Genomic DNA, 17,919 nt, shown 5'->3' with positions numbered 1-17,919 from the left:
GTTTAAGAAAGGGGCTATTATATGCGTAAAAGAAGAGCAGAAAAAAGAGATGTTTTACCAGATCCAATATATAATTCAAAGTTGGTTACGAGAGCAATTAATAAAATTATGGTTGATGGTAAAAGAGGAATTGCCCAAACAATTTTTTATCAAGCTTTTTATATTATTAAAGAAAAAACAAATGATGATCCATTGAATATTTTTAATAAAGCATTAAATAATGTTTCACCACAATTGGAGTTGAAAGTAAGAAGAATTGGTGGTGCTAATTATCAAGTACCTATTGAGGTATATGAAGAGCGAAAAATGACATTGAGTCTTAGATGATTAATTAATTATTCACATAGTCGTAATGGAAAATGTATGGAAGAAAAGTTGGCAGCAGAAATTATTGATGCATCAAATGGTATAGGTGGCGCTGTTAAGAAAAAAGAGGACATCGAAAAAATGGCAGAAGCGAACAAAGCCTTTGCTCATTTTCGTTGATAATTTAAGAGGAGTAGGGATAGAGGGTGCCAAGAGAATATAGTTTAAAAAAAACTCGTAATATTGGAGTTATAGCTCATATTGATGCTGGTAAGACTACGGTTACTGAGAGAATTTTGGTACATACTAAAAGAATTCATAAAGCTAGAGAAACCCATGATGGTGGTTCACAAATGGATTGAATGGCTCAAGAACAAGAACGCGGAATTACGATTACTTCAGCAGCAACAACAGCGGTTTGAAGAGATTTCAGAGTTAATATTATTGATACTCCAGGGCATGTTGATTTTACTGTTGAAGTAGAGCGATCATTACGAGTATTAGATGGTGCAATTGCGGTTTTAGATGCTCAGTCAGGTGTGGAACCACAAACAGAAACAGTTTGAAGGCAAGCAACTACTTATAAGGTACCAAGAATTGTGTTTATTAATAAAATGGATAAAATTGGTGCCGATTTCTTATATTCTATTAATACAATTCATGACCGTTTACAAGGTAATGCTCATCCAATTCAATTGCCAATTGGTAGCGAAGATAATTTTGATGATATTATTGATTTGGTTGAAATGAAAGCATATCATTATAATCAAAATGATGCTCATGAAACAGTAGAGGAAATTCCTATCCCTAACGAATTACAAGAACTAGTTAAAGAAAAGCGCAGTAATTTAATTGAAGCACTTGCTAAACTTGATGATGAGTTAGCGATGCAATATTTAGAAGGCGAAGCGATTGATGTTGAACAAATTAAACGAGCGATTCGTAGTGTTACTTTAACAGCCGAATTCTTTCCTGTTGTTTGTGGATCAGCGTTTAAAAATAAAGGTATTAAGTTATTATTAGATGCCGTTGTTGATTATTTACCATCGCCATTAGATATTCCGGCCATTAAAGGAGTGCTTCGTAATGGTGAAGAAGCAAAAAGAAAATCATCTGATGATGAACCTTTTGCTGCCTTAGCATTTAAAATTATGACCGACCCTTATGTCGGAAAGTTAACTTTCTTTCGTGTTTATTCAGGGGTATTAAACTCAGGTTCTTATATCTTGAATTCCACTAAAGATAAACAACAACGCATTGGAAGATTATTAAAAATGCATGCCAATAACCGTGAAGAAGTTCAAGAAGTATATGCTGGTGATATTGCGGCGGCTGTTGGTTTGAAAGATACAACTACTGGTGATACTTTGTGTGATGAAAAGCATGCGATTGTTTTAGAATCAATGATTTTTCCAGAACCAGTTATTTCTTTAGCATTAGAACCGAAAACTAAAGCTGATCAAGATAAAATGAGTTTAGCGCTATCAAAACTTGCCGAAGAGGATCCGACATTTAAAACATGAACTGATAATGAAACCGCACAAACAATTGTTGCCGGAATGGGTGAATTACATCTAGATATTATTGTTGATCGCATGAAACGAGAATTTAAAGTTGAAGTAAATGTTGGAAATCCACAAGTATCATATCGTGAAACTATTAAAGTTTCATCTGATTGTGAAGGTAAATATATTAAACAATCAGGTGGCCGCGGACAATATGGCCATGTATGAATTAAATTTGAACCTAATCCAGATAAAGGGTTTGAATTTATTGATAAGATTGTTGGCGGAAGAGTTTCGCGCGAATATATTAATTCTGTTAAAGCAGGACTAGAAGCTAGTTTGCCTGGTGGTGTTTTAGCAGGATATCCATTAATTGATATTAAAGCAACATTATTTGATGGGTCATATCATGATGTTGATTCATCTGAGATGGCATTTAAGATTGCGGCCTCAATGGCTTTAAAAGAAATTAAGAAGCATTCACAACCAGTATTGTTAGAACCAATTATGATTGTTGAAGTCGTGGCACCAGAAGCATATTATGGTGATGTGGTGGGAAATCTTTCTTCAAGAAGAGGCCAGATTGAAGGCAGTGAGCAAAGAGGTAATATTCAAGTTATTAAAGCTAAAGTACCCTTAGCAGAAATGTTTGGGTATGCAACTGATCTTAGATCCTTTACACAAGGGAGAGCAAGTTATACAATGCAGTTTTCTCACTATCAAGAAACACCAAAATCGGTTAGTGAAAAAATTGTTGCCCAAAATTCAAGACAAGAACAATAATTTTATTGTTAGCAACTTGAATTTTAAGATAAATTTAAGATAAGATATAAATATCTTTTTTAAAAAAAGTAGTAATAAAAATGAAAGGGAGAAATGAAATGGCAAAAGCGGCATTTTCAAGAAATAAACCGCATGTTAATATTGGAACAATTGGTCATGTTGACCATGGTAAAACAACTTTAACAGCAGCGATTACTTCAGTATTAGCAAAACAAGGTGGAGCAACAGCAAGAAAATATGATGAGATTGATGCGGCACCAGAAGAGAAAGCAAGAGGGATTACAATTAATATTGCCCATGTTGATTATGAAACTGAAGCAAGACATTATGGACATATTGATGCCCCGGGGCACGCCGATTATGTAAAAAATATGATTACTGGTGCAAAACAGATGGATGGAGCAATTTTAGTTGTTGCTGCAACTGATGGCGCAATGCCACAAACTAATGAGCATGTTTTATTAGCTAAAAATGTGGGGATTAAAAAATTAGTTGTTTATTTAAATAAAGTTGATTTACTTGATGATCATGATATGCTAATTTTAGCAGAAGATGATATTAGAGAATTATTAACTAAACATGGTTTTGATGGTACCAATACACCAATTATTGAAGGTTCAGCGTTAAAAGCGTTAAATGGTGATCCAGAACAAGAAGCAAAAATTCTTGAATTAATGAAAGCTGTTGATGACTTTATTCCAACTCCAGAGCGAGATTTAAATAAGCCATTTATGATGTCAGTTGGAAGTGTTGTGAGTGTTCCTGGTCGCGGAACGGTTGCTACTGGTCTTGTTGATCGGGGAATATTAAAACCCGGGGAAGCGGTAGAAATTGTTGGGTTTGGTGATAAAGTAATTAAAAGTATTGCTACAAGTATTGAAACTGGTCACAAAACACTGGATGAAGCTAGAGCTGGTGATAATGTTGGAATCTTATTACGGGGCGTTGAAAAAGATGCCGTAAGAAGAGGACAAGTTTTATGTAAACCAGGAACAGTTACGCCTCATAGTAAATTTCAGGCAGAAATTTACTTATTAACAAAAACTGAAGGTGGTCGTCATACAGCAACTAAAAGTAATTATCAACCACAATTTTACTTACATTCTTCAGATGTAACTGGAACAGTTACCTTACCTGCTGGTGTTGATTTTGTGATGCCCGGTGATAATACTGAAATAACTGTTGAGTTAAATACTAAAGTTGCTTTAGAAGAAGGAACACAATTTGCTATTCGTGAAGGTGGTAAAACCGTGGCTTCAGGAATAATTAATAAGATTTTAGAATAAAAATTCTAAAAAATAAACTAAAATAAAAAACAAAGAAAAAGTTATCTATTTGAAATAGATAACTTTTTAATTTTACAAATTATTACTATTTAACTCTACTTAAAAGTTCAACTAATGTTTTAACCATGACCCCATTGCCACGAGAATCGGTATCAGCTGTTCCGGCAATATCTAAGTGAATGAAAGGTTTTTCTTCAACAAATTCTTGTAAGAAAGCAGCCGCTTGTGATGAACCCATATCACGAATTTTTCCAATATTTGCTAAGTCAGCTATTTGTGAGCATTGCACTTCTTCAATGTTTTCTTTGTAGATTGGCATTCTTCAAATGCGTTCTTTGCTTAAATTACTTGCTTGTTCAAATTGATTGTAAAAATCGTTATTATTACTAAATACACCAGTGGCGTGCTTTCCTAGAGATACCACGATTGCTCCGGTTAAAGTAGCAACATCAATAATTTTAGTAGCATTTTTATTTCTAATAGCATACGTAATACCATCAGCTAAAACCAAGCGTCCTTCAGCATCGGTATTTAAGATTTCAACAGTTTTACCGTTCATTGCTGTTGCTACAGCTTCAACTAGTGTTGCATGACACCCGATGCGATTTTCAGTTAAGCAAGCAACAGTAACAACATTAATTGGAGGTTTAATTTTAGCAATGGCTAATAATGTTGAACAAACAATAGCGGCGCCCGACATATCAAATTTCATATTAATCATTGAAGCTGCTGGTTTTAATGAATAACCACCAGAATCAAAGGTAATTCCTTTGCCAACTAAACCAATTTTTTCTTTACTGTTAGTATTTCCTGTGTATTCAATTATAACAACTCGGGGGTCATTGTGGCTACCATTAGCAACAGCTAGTAAAAGACCCATTTTATTTTCGATAATTGCTTTTTTATCTAAAATGGTAATTTTAACATTATCAATGACTTCAAAAACTTTTTGAATATCTTGAGCAAAGATTTCTGGATACATTAAGTTTGGCGGTGTATCTTGTAAGTTTCTTGTTAAATTAACACTATCTAGTTTAATTTGAGCAAGATTAAAAATTTCGGTGCTATCACTAATATTAGTAATTAGATAATAGTTTGCTTTTTCTTGCTTTTTTTCTTGTTTATAAGATATTACTTGATGTTGGGTATATAAAATGGCTTCACTAATGGCTTGTAATGATAATTGTTCATTAAAATCATCAGTTGTAAAACTAGCAACATCAATATTTAATTCGCGAGTGTTGGTGCTGGCACTGCTAAACTTTTTCATTCATTGCTGTAATTTAAAAAATGTCATTTTCTTTTCTTTAAAGTAAACGAAAAGGATTTTTTCTGAGTCGATTAAGGTTGTAATCCCTTCGGATTGTTCAACGGCGTACTTAATTTCTTCACCTTCAAAAATAGCTTTTAAAGTTACAATGTTTTGTTGTGGTTCTTTTATTAAGTTAATCATATTTTTCCTCCTATATAATAAAATTATATAAATTATAACACGGACGCATAAAGTTTTGTTAGGTAGGAAAAGGTTTAAATAATTTTTAATAAAAAGCAACGACAATTTAATTATCATTTTATTTAAAAAATAAGTAATAAAACAAAATATTTAATATCAACAAACAAAATCTCAATAAAAGGTTATAAAAACCAAGGAAAACGCTTATAAAAACAACATCAAAATAATTTTTTTACAACAAAAATCATACATAAGAAATATATACTTAATTTGAATATTGAAATAATTTATAGTAAATGATTATTTTTTCTTTCTCTAAAAATAACTAAGAAAAATAAACGCGACCTAATTTAATAACTTTATAATCAGCATATTCATATTCACCAACCGCTGATTTTAATTTAAAAAAATTATAAAATGTTTCATTGCGTGCGATTAGAAATCGGAATTAACAATAAAATATATAAGACTTGGTACATAACCTTTAATTTTATCTACTATTTTGATAATATTATTTTTTAAGTGAAGTATAAATGTTAGATAAATACAAAGACAAAAATGAATTTTATAGTCTAATAGGCAAGGCATAAAATGTTATAGTTATGTACCAAGTCTATAATAATAAATATATTGCTATTTTTAAATAAAATATTTTTAAAAAAACTGGTTTTTTTATAAGTCTCTCTCCTGATTTTAGATTAAGCATTTAGCAATTAACTACCCCCCTATTTTTAATTACTTATATTTTTTAAACTTTCCTTGATAAATTCAAAAACTATCAACTCCTTAAAACATAAATATTTTTCTTAAACTTATAATGACATTATTATATCTAAAATTAAATGATTTCCGTTGAAAATATTTTCTAAAAACGACAACATCACCCAATTTTAACAATACTCATTATATTTATACTAAACGGATATTTTTAAAGCTATAATAATTTTTCCAATTCATCCAATAGTTGCTTTAAATGCTCCATTAACGGTATATAGGTTGCTTTCAGTGCTAAATCAATCCCGACGACATCTTGCAAAATTAACATTGGTTCTTTATGTCCCCCTGCTTTAAGAAAATTCAAAATGTTATCTTTATTACCCTTTTCAAAATCATCATATAACTTAAACGAAGTCGCCACCGAAGTAGCATATTTATAAACATAATAAGGGGAATTAAAGAAATGCAAAATTCGTGGTCAAGCATAAATGGCATCATCAGCAATTTCATCATAAACATCATAACCATACTCAATTGAAATATCTTTAAATAGTTTCGCTAAAATACTAGCGTTAATCGGTTGCTCTTGTTCAACCAATTTATGAGCCTCCAATTCAAACTTAGCAAACTGAATTTGACGAAAGAAAGTAGCCATTAAATCATTAATTCTTGTTTCCAATAAATAAATTTGTTCATCTTTTTCTTTAACTTGCATATACAGATATTTAAATAAAAGATGTTCATTAAAAGTTGATGCCACTTCTGCTAAAATAATTGGATATTGCGCTAAATTAGGCGGTTGATATTTATTAGAAAATAATGTATGCACGGAATGACCTAATTCATGTGCTAAAGTAGCAACAGACCGTAATGAATCATCTCAATTCATTAAAATAATTGGTTCAACACCTTTGCCTGATGACGAATATGCCCCGCTGCGTTTGTTAGTATCTTCAAAATAATCAATTCGCCCTGGTGATAAAGCAATATCTAACATCTTTAAATATTCTTCTCCCAATGGTTGAAAAGCTGCTCTTACCATCGCAATCCCTTGCATAACAGAATACTCATTATTTTCCGTTTTGTTAATTAATAAATAACTATCAGTCGCATAAAACTTATCTAATTGAAAATATTTTTGTTTAATTTTAATAAAACGACGATATAAATTTATATATTCTTTTCCAACTTCTAATAAATTTAAATACATATCTGGCAATATTTTATCACCTAATAATGATGCTTGCAATGAACTTTCATAGTTTCTTAATTTAACTTCTTCAACACTAAATTGAATAATATCTTCATACACTTTAGCTAATGAATGCTTCTTTGTAATTAAATGTTTGTTTAATAAAATACTAGCTTCTCGTCTTAATTTTTGATCTTCTTTTGGACGTGATAATTGTGCTATTGTAGTTGCCAATGATTCTGTTAATTCCTGTTTTTCACCATCATAATCGAGATATTGTTTTTCCTTATCAGCATATGCTAATAAATCATAAAGTTGATAACTAGTACTTCGCGTTTTAGCAACATTATTTAATAATTCCTCTTGTTCTTTTGTTAATAAATATTTTACTTTTTCAAAAAATGACCGAAAATCATATTCAAAATTTGCTAATTCAGAATCACTTGCTAACATTTGCATAATTTTTTCCACACCAATTTGTTTTAATTCCGGTTCAACAAATGACATTTTAGTTTGAATTTTTAATGATTCATTCATCATTAAATTACTTAAATTAATAAACCGTTCATCAGTAGTATCTAAACTACCATAATGTAAATATTGAGAAAGTTTTGCATTTAAAATTTCTCCCGCTTCTGATAATAAAACATATTGCTTAAAATTTTCTTGTTGATGTAATTTTCCTTTTAAATTATACAATTTCCCATAATGATTAATATAGTTTTGTAACGCCTTCACTCATTCATCATCGCTAGTAAATAAATAACTTAAATCTCATTGATATTTTTTATCAGTATTAATTCGTTTCATTAATTATATCCTCTTCTCTAATTATCTATTTTATGATTATATCAATATATTACAGCATTTGTACAATCAAAAATGTATAAGGTCGCGTTTAGTTTTCTTAGGTATTTTTAGAAAAAGAAAAAATAATCATTTATTATAAATTATTTCAATATGCAAATTAAGTATATATTCTTATGTATGATTTTTGTTGTAAAAAATTATTTTGATGTTGTTTTTATAAGCGTTTTTTTAGTTTTTATAATCTTTTATTGAGATTATGTTTGTTGATATTAAATATTTTGTTTTATTATTTATTTTTCAAATAAAATGATAATTAAATTATGATTATTTTTCTTTCAAAATTATTTAAATCTTTTTTTACTACCTAACAAAACTTTATGCGTCCCATAAATTGTCCTAAAAAGGGTTGCCATTCCAAACATTTTATTTCCCTTTTTATTTTTTAGATGTTCTTTTTACTTTCTTAACTCTTTTTTCTTTTCTAAAATAAAATTAGGAATTGCCATTTTTATTTTTAAATTATCTTGTTGATAAATTTTCCATAACAAAAAAGAAATAATAATTGAAAAGCCAACAAGAAAAATAATTTCAACACTAAATACAATTCACTCAACAGTATTAGAAATAACCCCCCCAAATAAGGATGATTTGTAATATGAAACTTGAAAATCAGGATATTTTTCTTTAAGTTTATAAATCATATCATTAGCAACAGCAATTAAATTATTAGTATTAGTTTGTGAATATGTAAAAAGAAATAAACCAGAAAAAATAATTGGCAGAAAAAAAGTATAAAATAAGATTATTGAACCACGAGATAAATAAGATATTTTTTTAATAAGAACAAAAGATACACTTCAAATAATTATTAAAAATGTTAAACTTAAAATTGGTACAAATTGAACAACAAAAACAGTTAGTAAATTAGGATAATAATAAATCGGTGCCAAAATTTCAATCAAAAAAGTCTCACGAATAATTTCTTGTGGTTGTCCAGGAATTTCAAGAATATTTCTAGGATTATTATGACCATAAGAAAATTTTGATAACAAATCATAAAGATTTACTAAATCTTTATTAAGAAAATTAGCAATAATCAAAATAATTTCAATTAAAATAAATAATGAAATTAAAAAAATTGAAATTCGCAAAACATTTCAAATTGTTGGTTGTTTAAAAGAAACCCAAGTTTTTCGAAACCAATTTTGACCAAATAATAAAATTTTTTCCCGTTTATTAAAAACAAAAAAAGGCTTCACTAAATGACTAGCATAACTAGTATAATCAAAAGCAACAATTAAAGACACCAATGTTGCTTGAATAAGAAAAACTCATCAAATACCAACTTCACTAGTTCACTCATTATTATTTCCTTTTAAATTAATTAACTTTTGATAAAATTCTTTAAAAAGAAAATTTTTAAATCAGTCAATAGCTTCAGAATGAATTTTTTTACCAGATAACACCACTAAAAATTGATGAAATTCTTCAATCTCAAAATGATAAGGATTGGGAATAATGATAATATCTTTAGCATCCTTAATTTTTACTAGCGAATTTAAAGTTATTTCATTAGTTCATTGATATTTACATTGACCACCAGCTAATAACGCAAAACCAACAATTGTTATAATTCAAAAAATTAATAAAACAACCACTAGTGCTTTTGTTGTTTTTCATTTTTTATTTAAAAAAAATGCCCCCCCTAAAATAATAAAAATTCCTAAAAATACTAATGAAGTTCCCGTAATTGTATAGGCAAGTTGAGTATTCATACTGGTAATTATTTTAAAATCATAAAAATCAGATAAATATTGTAAAAGTATTTTATTATTTTCCAAAGAAAAATTATAATTATCTTGAAAATATTGTAAGTAATATTCTTCTCTTGTAAAAGCATTAAGATCATTAGTAAAAGTTGTAACTAATGAATCATTAACCAAAACAATAAGAAAAGCAATTCCTGGTGCTGACAAAAGAATTAAAAAAAGTGATATTAACAATGGTTTTGTTGCTTTCCCCTTCATTTTATTTCACCTAATTCTTTATTTTCTAATGTTATTATTTTACTATAAAATTATTTATTATTCATTGTAAATAAAAAGCATTCTTCATTTACCATTAATATCTTTAATAAATTCATATTCACTAGTCGCAAAATATTGCTTTACTAATATTTCTAAAGTCGCTTTTTGTGAATAACCAAATTCAAAGGCTAATAAATATTTATTATTCATTATTGTTTTTACTTGTTTAAAAATTAATTTATAGAAAAACAAACCATTATCAGTAGCAAATAATGCCAAATTTGGTTCATAATCTTTAACCGTATTTTCAATCTGTTCATCAATACCAATATAAGGCGGATTACATACTAAAATATCAAACTTATCATCATTATTAATAAAGGATGCTAACAAATTACTATTAACAAATTTAATATTTTGACAATTAAGATTCATCGCATTAGCTTTTGCAACTTTCAAAGCTTCACTACTAATATCACTAGCCACAACAAAAAGTTTTGCTTCTTCTAATGCTAAACTAATAGCAATAGCACCACTACCAGTAGCAACATCAAGAACTTTAATTTGCTTTACATCTTGAAAATAGTCAGCAACATAATACAAAACATTTTCTACTAATTCTTGCGTTTCAGTACGCGGAATAAAAACATTAGAATTAACAATAAAATCTCGCTCCAAAAAAGTTTGATAGCCTAAAATATATGCCAACGGTTTTCCTTGTAAATTAACATTAATTAAAGCATAAAAGTCTTCTTCACTAACTTTACTTTCAATATCTAAATTAGAATATAATTCTTGCAATGAATAACCTGTTAAATGAGATAATAATCATTTACAATGGTGACTACGATAATCAGCATATAATTTTTGACTCTTTTGTAATAACTGATGATAATTCATAACTAATCTTCCATTCCCATTTTTATTTTTTGTTCATCATCAATTAAAGCGTTAATAATTTCATTAAGTTCACCCATCATAATCCGATCAAGTTTATTTAATGTCAAATTAATCCGATGATCACTAACACGATTTTGAGGATAATTATATGTTCGAATTTTTTCTGCACGCACACCACTACCAACAGCATTTTTTCTTAATATTCCCAATTCATTTTGTTGAGCTTCAAGTTTAGCTTCATAAATTTTAGCAAGTAACACTTTTAAAGCTTTATTCTTATTATCATGTTGACTGCGACCATCTTGTGAAGTTGCTACAATTCCAGTTGGAAAATGAGTAATGCGCACCGCTGAATCAGTAGTATTAACATGTTGTCCTCCGGCGCCAGAAGCTCGATAAGTATCAATTTTGAATTCTGATGGTTTAACATTAACATCTAAAGCATTGGCTTCTGGCAAGACAACAACCGTAGCTGTAGAAGTATGAACTCTTCCTTGTGATTCTGTTTTAGGAATTCTTTGCACGCGATGACTACCGGCTTCAAATTTCATTTTTGCATATACTTTTTCACCTTTAATCAAAAATGAAATTTGCGAAAAACCACCAGAATTTGATATTCGTGCATCTAAAAGTTCTATTTTTCAATTTTGTGATTCACAATATCTTAAATACATCCGATATAAATCACCAGCAAAAATATTAGCTTCATCACCACCGGCAGCACCACGAATTTCAATAATAACATTTTTATCATCATTAGGGTTTGTCGACAATAAGGCAACTGTTAATTGTTGTTCAACGAGGAACAATGATTCTTCATTACCTTTTAATTCTTCTTTTGCTAAATTTAGCAAATCAGCATTTTTTTCATTTTGAAAAATATTTTTAATTTCTTGAAGATTACTTTCAATACTAAGATATTTCATATATAGCACTACTGTATCACTAAGTTTAGCTCTTTCTTTAGATAACTTAGTTAACAATTCAATATTATTATTAATATCAGATTGACTTAGTAAACTATTAATTTCATTATAACGATGTTTCATTGTTTCCAATCGTTCTCGGGTTTTGACATTCATTTTTATTCTCCTTAATATTGGTTTGTGGATAATCATTAACAATATGACAATGAAGACAGCGTGCCTCATAAAATTCATTGGCACCAATTAAAACAATCGGGTCATGATAACTAGCAGGTAACCCATTAATTATTCTTTGGGTTCTTGTTGCTGGCGAATGACATTTAACACATATTGCTTCTAATTTAGTAACAAATTCAGCTCTTGTTAATAGTTCTTGCATACATTTAAAAGGTTCACCACGAAAATCTTTATCTAAACCAGCAACAATAATCCTCTTCCCCTGATCTGCTAATTGTTCTAAAACTATTAAAATATCACTTGTAAAAAACTGAATTTCATCAATTGCAATAACTTCGGTATCATTATGTAAAAATTCAATTAATTGTCGAGCATCACGAATTCTTATTGCTTTAATCTTTCTTTTACTATGACTAACAATTTCTTCTTCATCATAGCGATTATCAATCATTGGTTTAAAAATTTGAATTTTTTTATTAGCAAATAATAACATATTTATTCGTCGCATTAATTCTTCAGTTTTACCAGCAAACATACAACCACTAATTACTTCAATTCATCCATCTTTATAACGCACATACATTATTTACCCTCACTTTGATTAATATTCTTTGCTAACAAATTCAAATCATTTAATAATGCATCAACAGTATGTCAAGAATTAGTTTTCACACCAGCTGCGCGATGATGACCACCCCCCCCATATTTTGCTGCTAAATCATTAATTTTCAATCCCGCACTCCTAATACTAATTTTAATAAATTCATCATTTTCATCTTGACTACAAAATGCTCACATATGTACTCCCAAAATACTACCTAAAAGATTAACTAAATTATTAGCTTTTTCTTTAGTAATTAAAAATTCTTTTAAAATATCTGGTGTTAACTTTAAAAAAGCAACACCATTATCAGTAACAGTAAAATTACTCAAAGCAAATGCTTGAAATTTAATAATATTCATTGGCCGTTGATACAAATTATTATAAAGTTGTTCAATATTAAAATCTGTTGTCATTAAAAAATTTGCTAATAAAAAAGTTTCTGGCCGTAAATTACCATAAAGAAACCTTCCGGTATCAGTTACCATTCCATGAAATATCGCTTTAGCAGCTTTCTTTGTAACTTGCAAGTTATTATCTAAAGCTAATTTTGCTATCATTTCACTTGCTGATGGTGCCGCATCATCAATTCACTCTAAATCGGCATATTGTTCATAAAATGGATGATGATCAATTTTAATCTTATATTTTCCTTTTTCTCAACCAACACCATCAACTCTTTCGGCATTAGCACAATCACCAATAATTACTAAAGCATCACGATAGTCCGCTCCCTTAACATCATCACAGCGACCGATATAATTCAAGTCTAATAAACTAACACCACCAGTTAAAACTCTAATATGAGGCAAATTAGAATCAATTAAATGTTTTAAACCAAATTGTACGCCATAAGCATCACCATCAGGGTTAATATGGCGCAAAATTATTACCGTGGAATATTCTTTTATCTTCTCTCAGATTTGTTTAGTCATTTTATTATTCTCCTCTACCATCTTTTAATTAATTGATCTGTTTTACTATCAAATAAATAAATACCCCCTGACAAAATATTAAATTTAATTTCTTCTTTTAAAAATTTTTTATTATTTGAGGGGGTGGCTATTACTTTAATAATTTTATTATCATTTAAAATTACATCAAGTAATCAATCACCTTTACGCATTTTTTTTAACTTAATAACTCATCCGTAAAGTGGTTGCTTATTAATAGGTTTTATTTTTTGCTTATAAAAATCAGGAACAATTTTTTCTGGTAGAATACCAACATTAAAACTAAAATTTTTATTTTCCATATAAAGCGTCTTTAAACTAACAATATTAATATTATCAATTAATAACCACGATTCAGTATAATTAAAGTACCCAAACCAATTTAAATGTGGTGAACTAATCGACTGTAAAACATCTTTATTAAAAGGTTGAGCAATAATATTTTCTTTTGTATCTTGCTGAATAATATCACCATTTTGTAAAATAATAACTTTTTGAGCAACATCAATAATACGATAACCATATTTACTAATAATAAGAATCGTTAAATTATAATTCTTTTGAAGTTTTTCAATTAAATGACCAAACTCATTTTTATATTGTTTAGATTGTTTAACTAAAGTATCATCAATAATAAGTAGCCGTTTTTGTTGAATAAGAGCAATAGCAATTTGCAACTTAATTCGATCTCAACCAGTAAATTGTCAAATAAAACTAAACTTTAAACCTTTTAACTCAATATCATCAATAATATTCTTTACTTGTAGTCAAGCTTGTTGACGAACCCTAATAACTGCTCTACTAGCGGTATGAACTTCATTTTTAAACTTTTTTACACTAATCTTATCAAAACCATTTAAAAGCAATTGATGATAAATATAAGTTTCATTCATAATCTTTCCTTGGAGCATTTTAATTTCTGAAAATAAAATTTCACTAATAATTTTTCCTTGTTGAAAATAAAATTTATTGCGATATTCTCTGGTTGCTTGCTTTCACTGCTTAAACTTATTACTTTTTTTCAAACGAATAAAATCAGCATTTTTATGTTGATATTCAATGCTTTTAACTAACTTTCAAAAGTTTTTCTCATATGCTTTTGTATCAATTTCCGCTTGTAAAATATTTTTTCTTAATTCAGTAATTTCACCATCTAAAGTTTCTAAAAACTCATTAGCAACAAATGCTACTTCTTTCATCTTAAATGAACGATTATTTCCCTTATGTCCTTGATGACAATGACAACTTTTTTCCATTCTTGTTAAAATAAAAATTTTATCCCATAAAGCTTGTAAAAAAGTTAACCGACTATTTAAAATGGTTAATTTTTCCGCTTCTACAACTCAACTTTGAAATCTTTGCGTTAAAATTGAAGTATTACTAGCATTAACATCACTCATAATTTGTTTAATTGCTGTTTGGTGAAATTTGTTAATAAACTCATAATATTTATTAATCCGTGTTTCTTCAAGAATCAGACTATTTTCAAGAAAATCCTCATTAAAATCTCGTAACCGATCTTTATATTTTTTCTTATCAACATTAACACCATTATTAATTAAATCATTTAAATGATGTTTAGCATCACGATAATCCTGTTTAGCCTGTAAATAAAAATTTTTATTTTTTAAATATAAACTAGTTAATTTTCAAGGAATTGAAAAAATTGAAAAAAGAAATTTTTGCGGAAAAATTAACGCTAACGGTCGTTTTTTTGGTAATTTCGTTGTGATATTTTCTTCATTAAAAATTATTTGCCCTGTTTCTAAATTTTTACCATCTTTAAAAGCTTTAAATAAAACATTTTTTTCTTCATAAGAATTAGTAATCAAAACACAAACATCATTATTAAAAATATCAAAAGAAATATTTTTTAAAATAACAATATCTTTTTGTTTAACAACAATATTCTTAAGTTCTAATATCACAAAATCACCTATTTCTTGGTCTCATTACATTATACGATAAACTAAAAATAATACGAAAAAACTCACTATAATTGATCGCGTTTAGTTTTCTTAGATATTTTTAGAAAAAGAAAAAATAATCATTTATTATAAAATTATGGGATTGTACAATTAACTGTGTCTCTAAGTAATTAACTTAAATTCACTCTGTCCTCAAATTTTATCATTAAATGTGAAATTGCACTACCCCAATTTTGAATTGGCATCGTTCATTTATTAACCATATTTTGAAATGCTAAATAAAATATTTTAAAAACTGATGTGTCATTAGGAAAAATCTTTTTATTTTTAACGATTTTTCTTAATTGACTATTAACAGACTCTATTGCATTAGTTGTATAAATAATTCTTCTAAATTCTTGGGTATATTCAAGAAAAATTATTAAATTATCTTAGTTATTTTTTCATGATTTAGCAATTTGGGGGTATTTTTTATCTCACTTTTCAGCAAAATTGTCTAAAGCAAGTAAAGCTGTATCTTCATTAATTACTGTATAAATTGATTTTAAATCATTAGCTACCAGTTTACGGTCTTTGTAAGTAACGAATTTGATGAACAATACATAATTGATGTTGTGTTTTTGGAAAAACAGCTTCTATTGCATCAGACATTTCTGTTAAATTATCACTACAAGCAACAAGAATATCTTGTAATCCGCGATTTTTCATTTCCGTAAGATTATTATTCAGTCAAAATTTGGCTCCCTCATTCTCGCTAATTCACATTCCTAAAATATCTTTTAAACCATCTAAATTAATTCCTAAGGCAAGATAAACTGCTTTATTTATTATTCGTTTATCTTGCTTTACTTTAACAACAATACAATCAAAATAAACAATCGGATAAATCTTCTCTAAAGGTTTAGTTTGATCACATTTTAACTTCTTCAATAACATCATCAGTTATTTGACTAATTAAACTTTCTGAAATTTCTGTTCCGTGATAGAATTCTTGTAATTGTGCTTTGATATCAGAAATTATCATTCTTCTTGCATATAAAGAAATTACTTTTTGATCAAAGTTATCAAATCTTTTTTGTCTTTTTGGAATAATTACTGGTTCAAAAGTACTATTTTGATCTCTTGGTACATCAATTGCAATTGAACCATTTTTAGTAATAATGGTTTTTGGTGTACTACCATTTCTTTTGTTATAGTTATCATCTGTTTCAAGATGATCTTTAATTTCTGCATTTAACATTCTTTCAGTTAATTTTCTGGTAAATTCCTGAAAAATATTATTACTTTTAAATAAATCTTGTGGATTATCAATATTTTCTAAAAAATAATCCACAACTTTATCAATTGCATCAGGTTCTTTTTTTATTTTTTTGTCATTTTCTGTTCTCCTTCGTTTAAGTATAATTTAGAATGAATTATCGAGACACGGAATTTTGGACAGCACCATAAATATATATATATTTCAACATGCAAATTAAGCATATATTTCTTATGTGTGATTTCTTTTGTAAAAACTTATTTTAATGTTTTTTTATAAGTATTTTGCTTATTTTTTATAACCTTTTATTGAGATTATGTTTGTTGATATTAAATATTTTGTTTTATTATTTATTTTTTAAATAAAATGATAATTAAATTATGATTGTTTTTCTTTCAAAATTATTTAAATCTTTCTTTACCTACCTAATAAAACTTTATGCGTCCACTATTTAGCGAGTTTTAAACTATTTTTTTAAAGAATTTTTCAAGTCTTCTAATGATACTTCTGTTAACTTATCACTTTTTTTACTTGTATCTTTAACTATTGGTTTTTGATTTTTAGCATTTACAATTTGTTTCTTTAAAATTTCTTGTTGTTTTGCTTGTTGTTTGACAAACTTTTCTACTTGTCCATCAGCACGCATTGATTGTTGCTGACCAGTATAAAAAGGATGACATTTTGAACAAGTATCTACTCTAATTTCTTTCCCCTTGGTTGAACCAACAGCAAAAACATTAGAACATGTTATACAAGTAATTTCTGCTTCATAATAATTAATAGCATTCTCTTGACCTTTTTTACTCATTGTTTCACCTCTAAAATATTTCCACTATCAAATAATAACATATATTGTGTTAATTACAAAATCAGGGAGGACGCATGATCGCGTTTAGTTTTCTTAGATATTTTTAGAAAAAGAAAAAATAATCATTTACTATAAATTATTTCAATATGCAAATTAAGTATATATTTCTTATGTATGATTTTTGTTGTAAAAACTTATTTTAATGTTGTTTTTATAAGCGTTTTCTTTGGTTTTTATAACCTTTTATTGAGATTTTGTTTGTTAATGTTAAATATTTTGTTTTATTATT

Annotated in this window: 11 protein-coding genes and 2 pseudogenes; 3 read left to right on the top strand and 10 right to left on the bottom strand. The window is 27.9% G+C overall.

Features of this window, described 5'->3' with window-relative positions; all coding sequences use genetic code 4:
* Window positions 1-21 precede the first annotated feature (21 nt).
* From rpsG to tuf, 3 genes are all read left to right on the top strand, one after another.
* Window positions 22-489, top strand: a complete 468-nt coding sequence (gene rpsG / locus AACK93_RS07075) for a 30S ribosomal protein S7 (RefSeq protein ID WP_339024331.1) — start codon at window positions 22-24, stop codon at window positions 487-489.
* Between the two features lie 23 nt (window positions 490-512).
* Window positions 513-2,594, top strand: a complete 2,082-nt coding sequence (gene fusA, locus AACK93_RS07070; RefSeq protein WP_339024330.1) for an elongation factor G — start codon at window positions 513-515, stop codon at window positions 2,592-2,594.
* Between the two features lie 98 nt (window positions 2,595-2,692).
* On the top strand, window positions 2,693-3,880 hold the full coding sequence (gene tuf, locus AACK93_RS07065) for an elongation factor Tu (protein ID WP_339024329.1): 1,188 nt from the start codon (window positions 2,693-2,695) through the stop codon (window positions 3,878-3,880).
* Window positions 3,881-3,965: 85 nt separating this feature from the next.
* Here the strand turns inward: tuf and AACK93_RS07060 are convergent, their stop codons facing one another.
* The 10 genes and pseudogenes from AACK93_RS07060 to rpmE form a co-directional block, all read right to left on the bottom strand.
* Complete coding sequence (locus AACK93_RS07060) at window positions 3,966-5,333, bottom strand: M17 family metallopeptidase (RefSeq protein ID WP_339024328.1); 1,368 nt, start codon at window positions 5,331-5,333, stop codon at window positions 3,966-3,968.
* A 934-nt stretch (window positions 5,334-6,267) separates the two neighbouring features.
* Window positions 6,268-8,052, bottom strand: a complete 1,785-nt coding sequence (gene pepF / locus AACK93_RS07055) for an oligoendopeptidase F (RefSeq protein WP_339024327.1) — start codon at window positions 8,050-8,052, stop codon at window positions 6,268-6,270.
* A 455-nt stretch (window positions 8,053-8,507) separates the two neighbouring features.
* A complete protein-coding gene (locus AACK93_RS07050; protein ID WP_339024326.1) occupies window positions 8,508-10,079 on the bottom strand; it encodes a hypothetical protein in 1,572 nt (523 codons plus the stop codon).
* Window positions 10,080-10,136: 57 nt separating this feature from the next.
* On the bottom strand, window positions 10,137-10,979 hold the full coding sequence (gene prmC / locus AACK93_RS07045) for a peptide chain release factor N(5)-glutamine methyltransferase (protein ID WP_339024325.1): 843 nt from the start codon (window positions 10,977-10,979) through the stop codon (window positions 10,137-10,139).
* Between the two features lie 2 nt (window positions 10,980-10,981).
* Window positions 10,982-12,061, bottom strand: a complete 1,080-nt coding sequence (gene prfA / locus AACK93_RS07040) for a peptide chain release factor 1 (RefSeq protein WP_339024324.1) — start codon at window positions 12,059-12,061, stop codon at window positions 10,982-10,984.
* Window positions 12,012-12,665, bottom strand: a complete 654-nt coding sequence (locus AACK93_RS07035) for a thymidine kinase (RefSeq protein WP_339024323.1) — start codon at window positions 12,663-12,665, stop codon at window positions 12,012-12,014. Before AACK93_RS07035 ends, prfA begins: the two co-directional genes overlap by 50 nt.
* On the bottom strand, window positions 12,665-13,618 hold the full coding sequence (locus AACK93_RS07030; protein WP_339024322.1) for a bifunctional oligoribonuclease/PAP phosphatase NrnA: 954 nt from the start codon (window positions 13,616-13,618) through the stop codon (window positions 12,665-12,667). The genes AACK93_RS07035 and AACK93_RS07030 overlap by 1 nt, the downstream gene beginning before the upstream one ends.
* A gap of 14 nt (window positions 13,619-13,632) precedes the next feature.
* The gene (locus tag AACK93_RS07025; protein ID WP_339024321.1) at window positions 13,633-15,564 is read right to left on the bottom strand and encodes a hypothetical protein; all 1,932 of its coding nucleotides are present in this window, start codon (window positions 15,562-15,564) and stop codon (window positions 13,633-13,635) included.
* A gap of 170 nt (window positions 15,565-15,734) precedes the next feature.
* Window positions 15,735-16,930: pseudogene (locus AACK93_RS07020) on the bottom strand (IS256 family transposase).
* A gap of 487 nt (window positions 16,931-17,417) precedes the next feature.
* Window positions 17,418-17,630, bottom strand: a pseudogene (gene rpmE / locus AACK93_RS08205) (50S ribosomal protein L31); the annotation flags it as partial.
* Between the last annotated feature and the right edge of the window lie 289 nt (window positions 17,631-17,919).

The organism is Spiroplasma endosymbiont of Agriotes lineatus, assembly GCF_964019485.1.
Classification (GTDB): Bacteria; Bacillota_I; Bacilli_A; order Mycoplasmatales; family Nriv7; genus Nriv7.
Note: the sequence above shows the minus strand (reverse complement) of the source record. Positions and strands in the feature narration are given on the sequence as shown.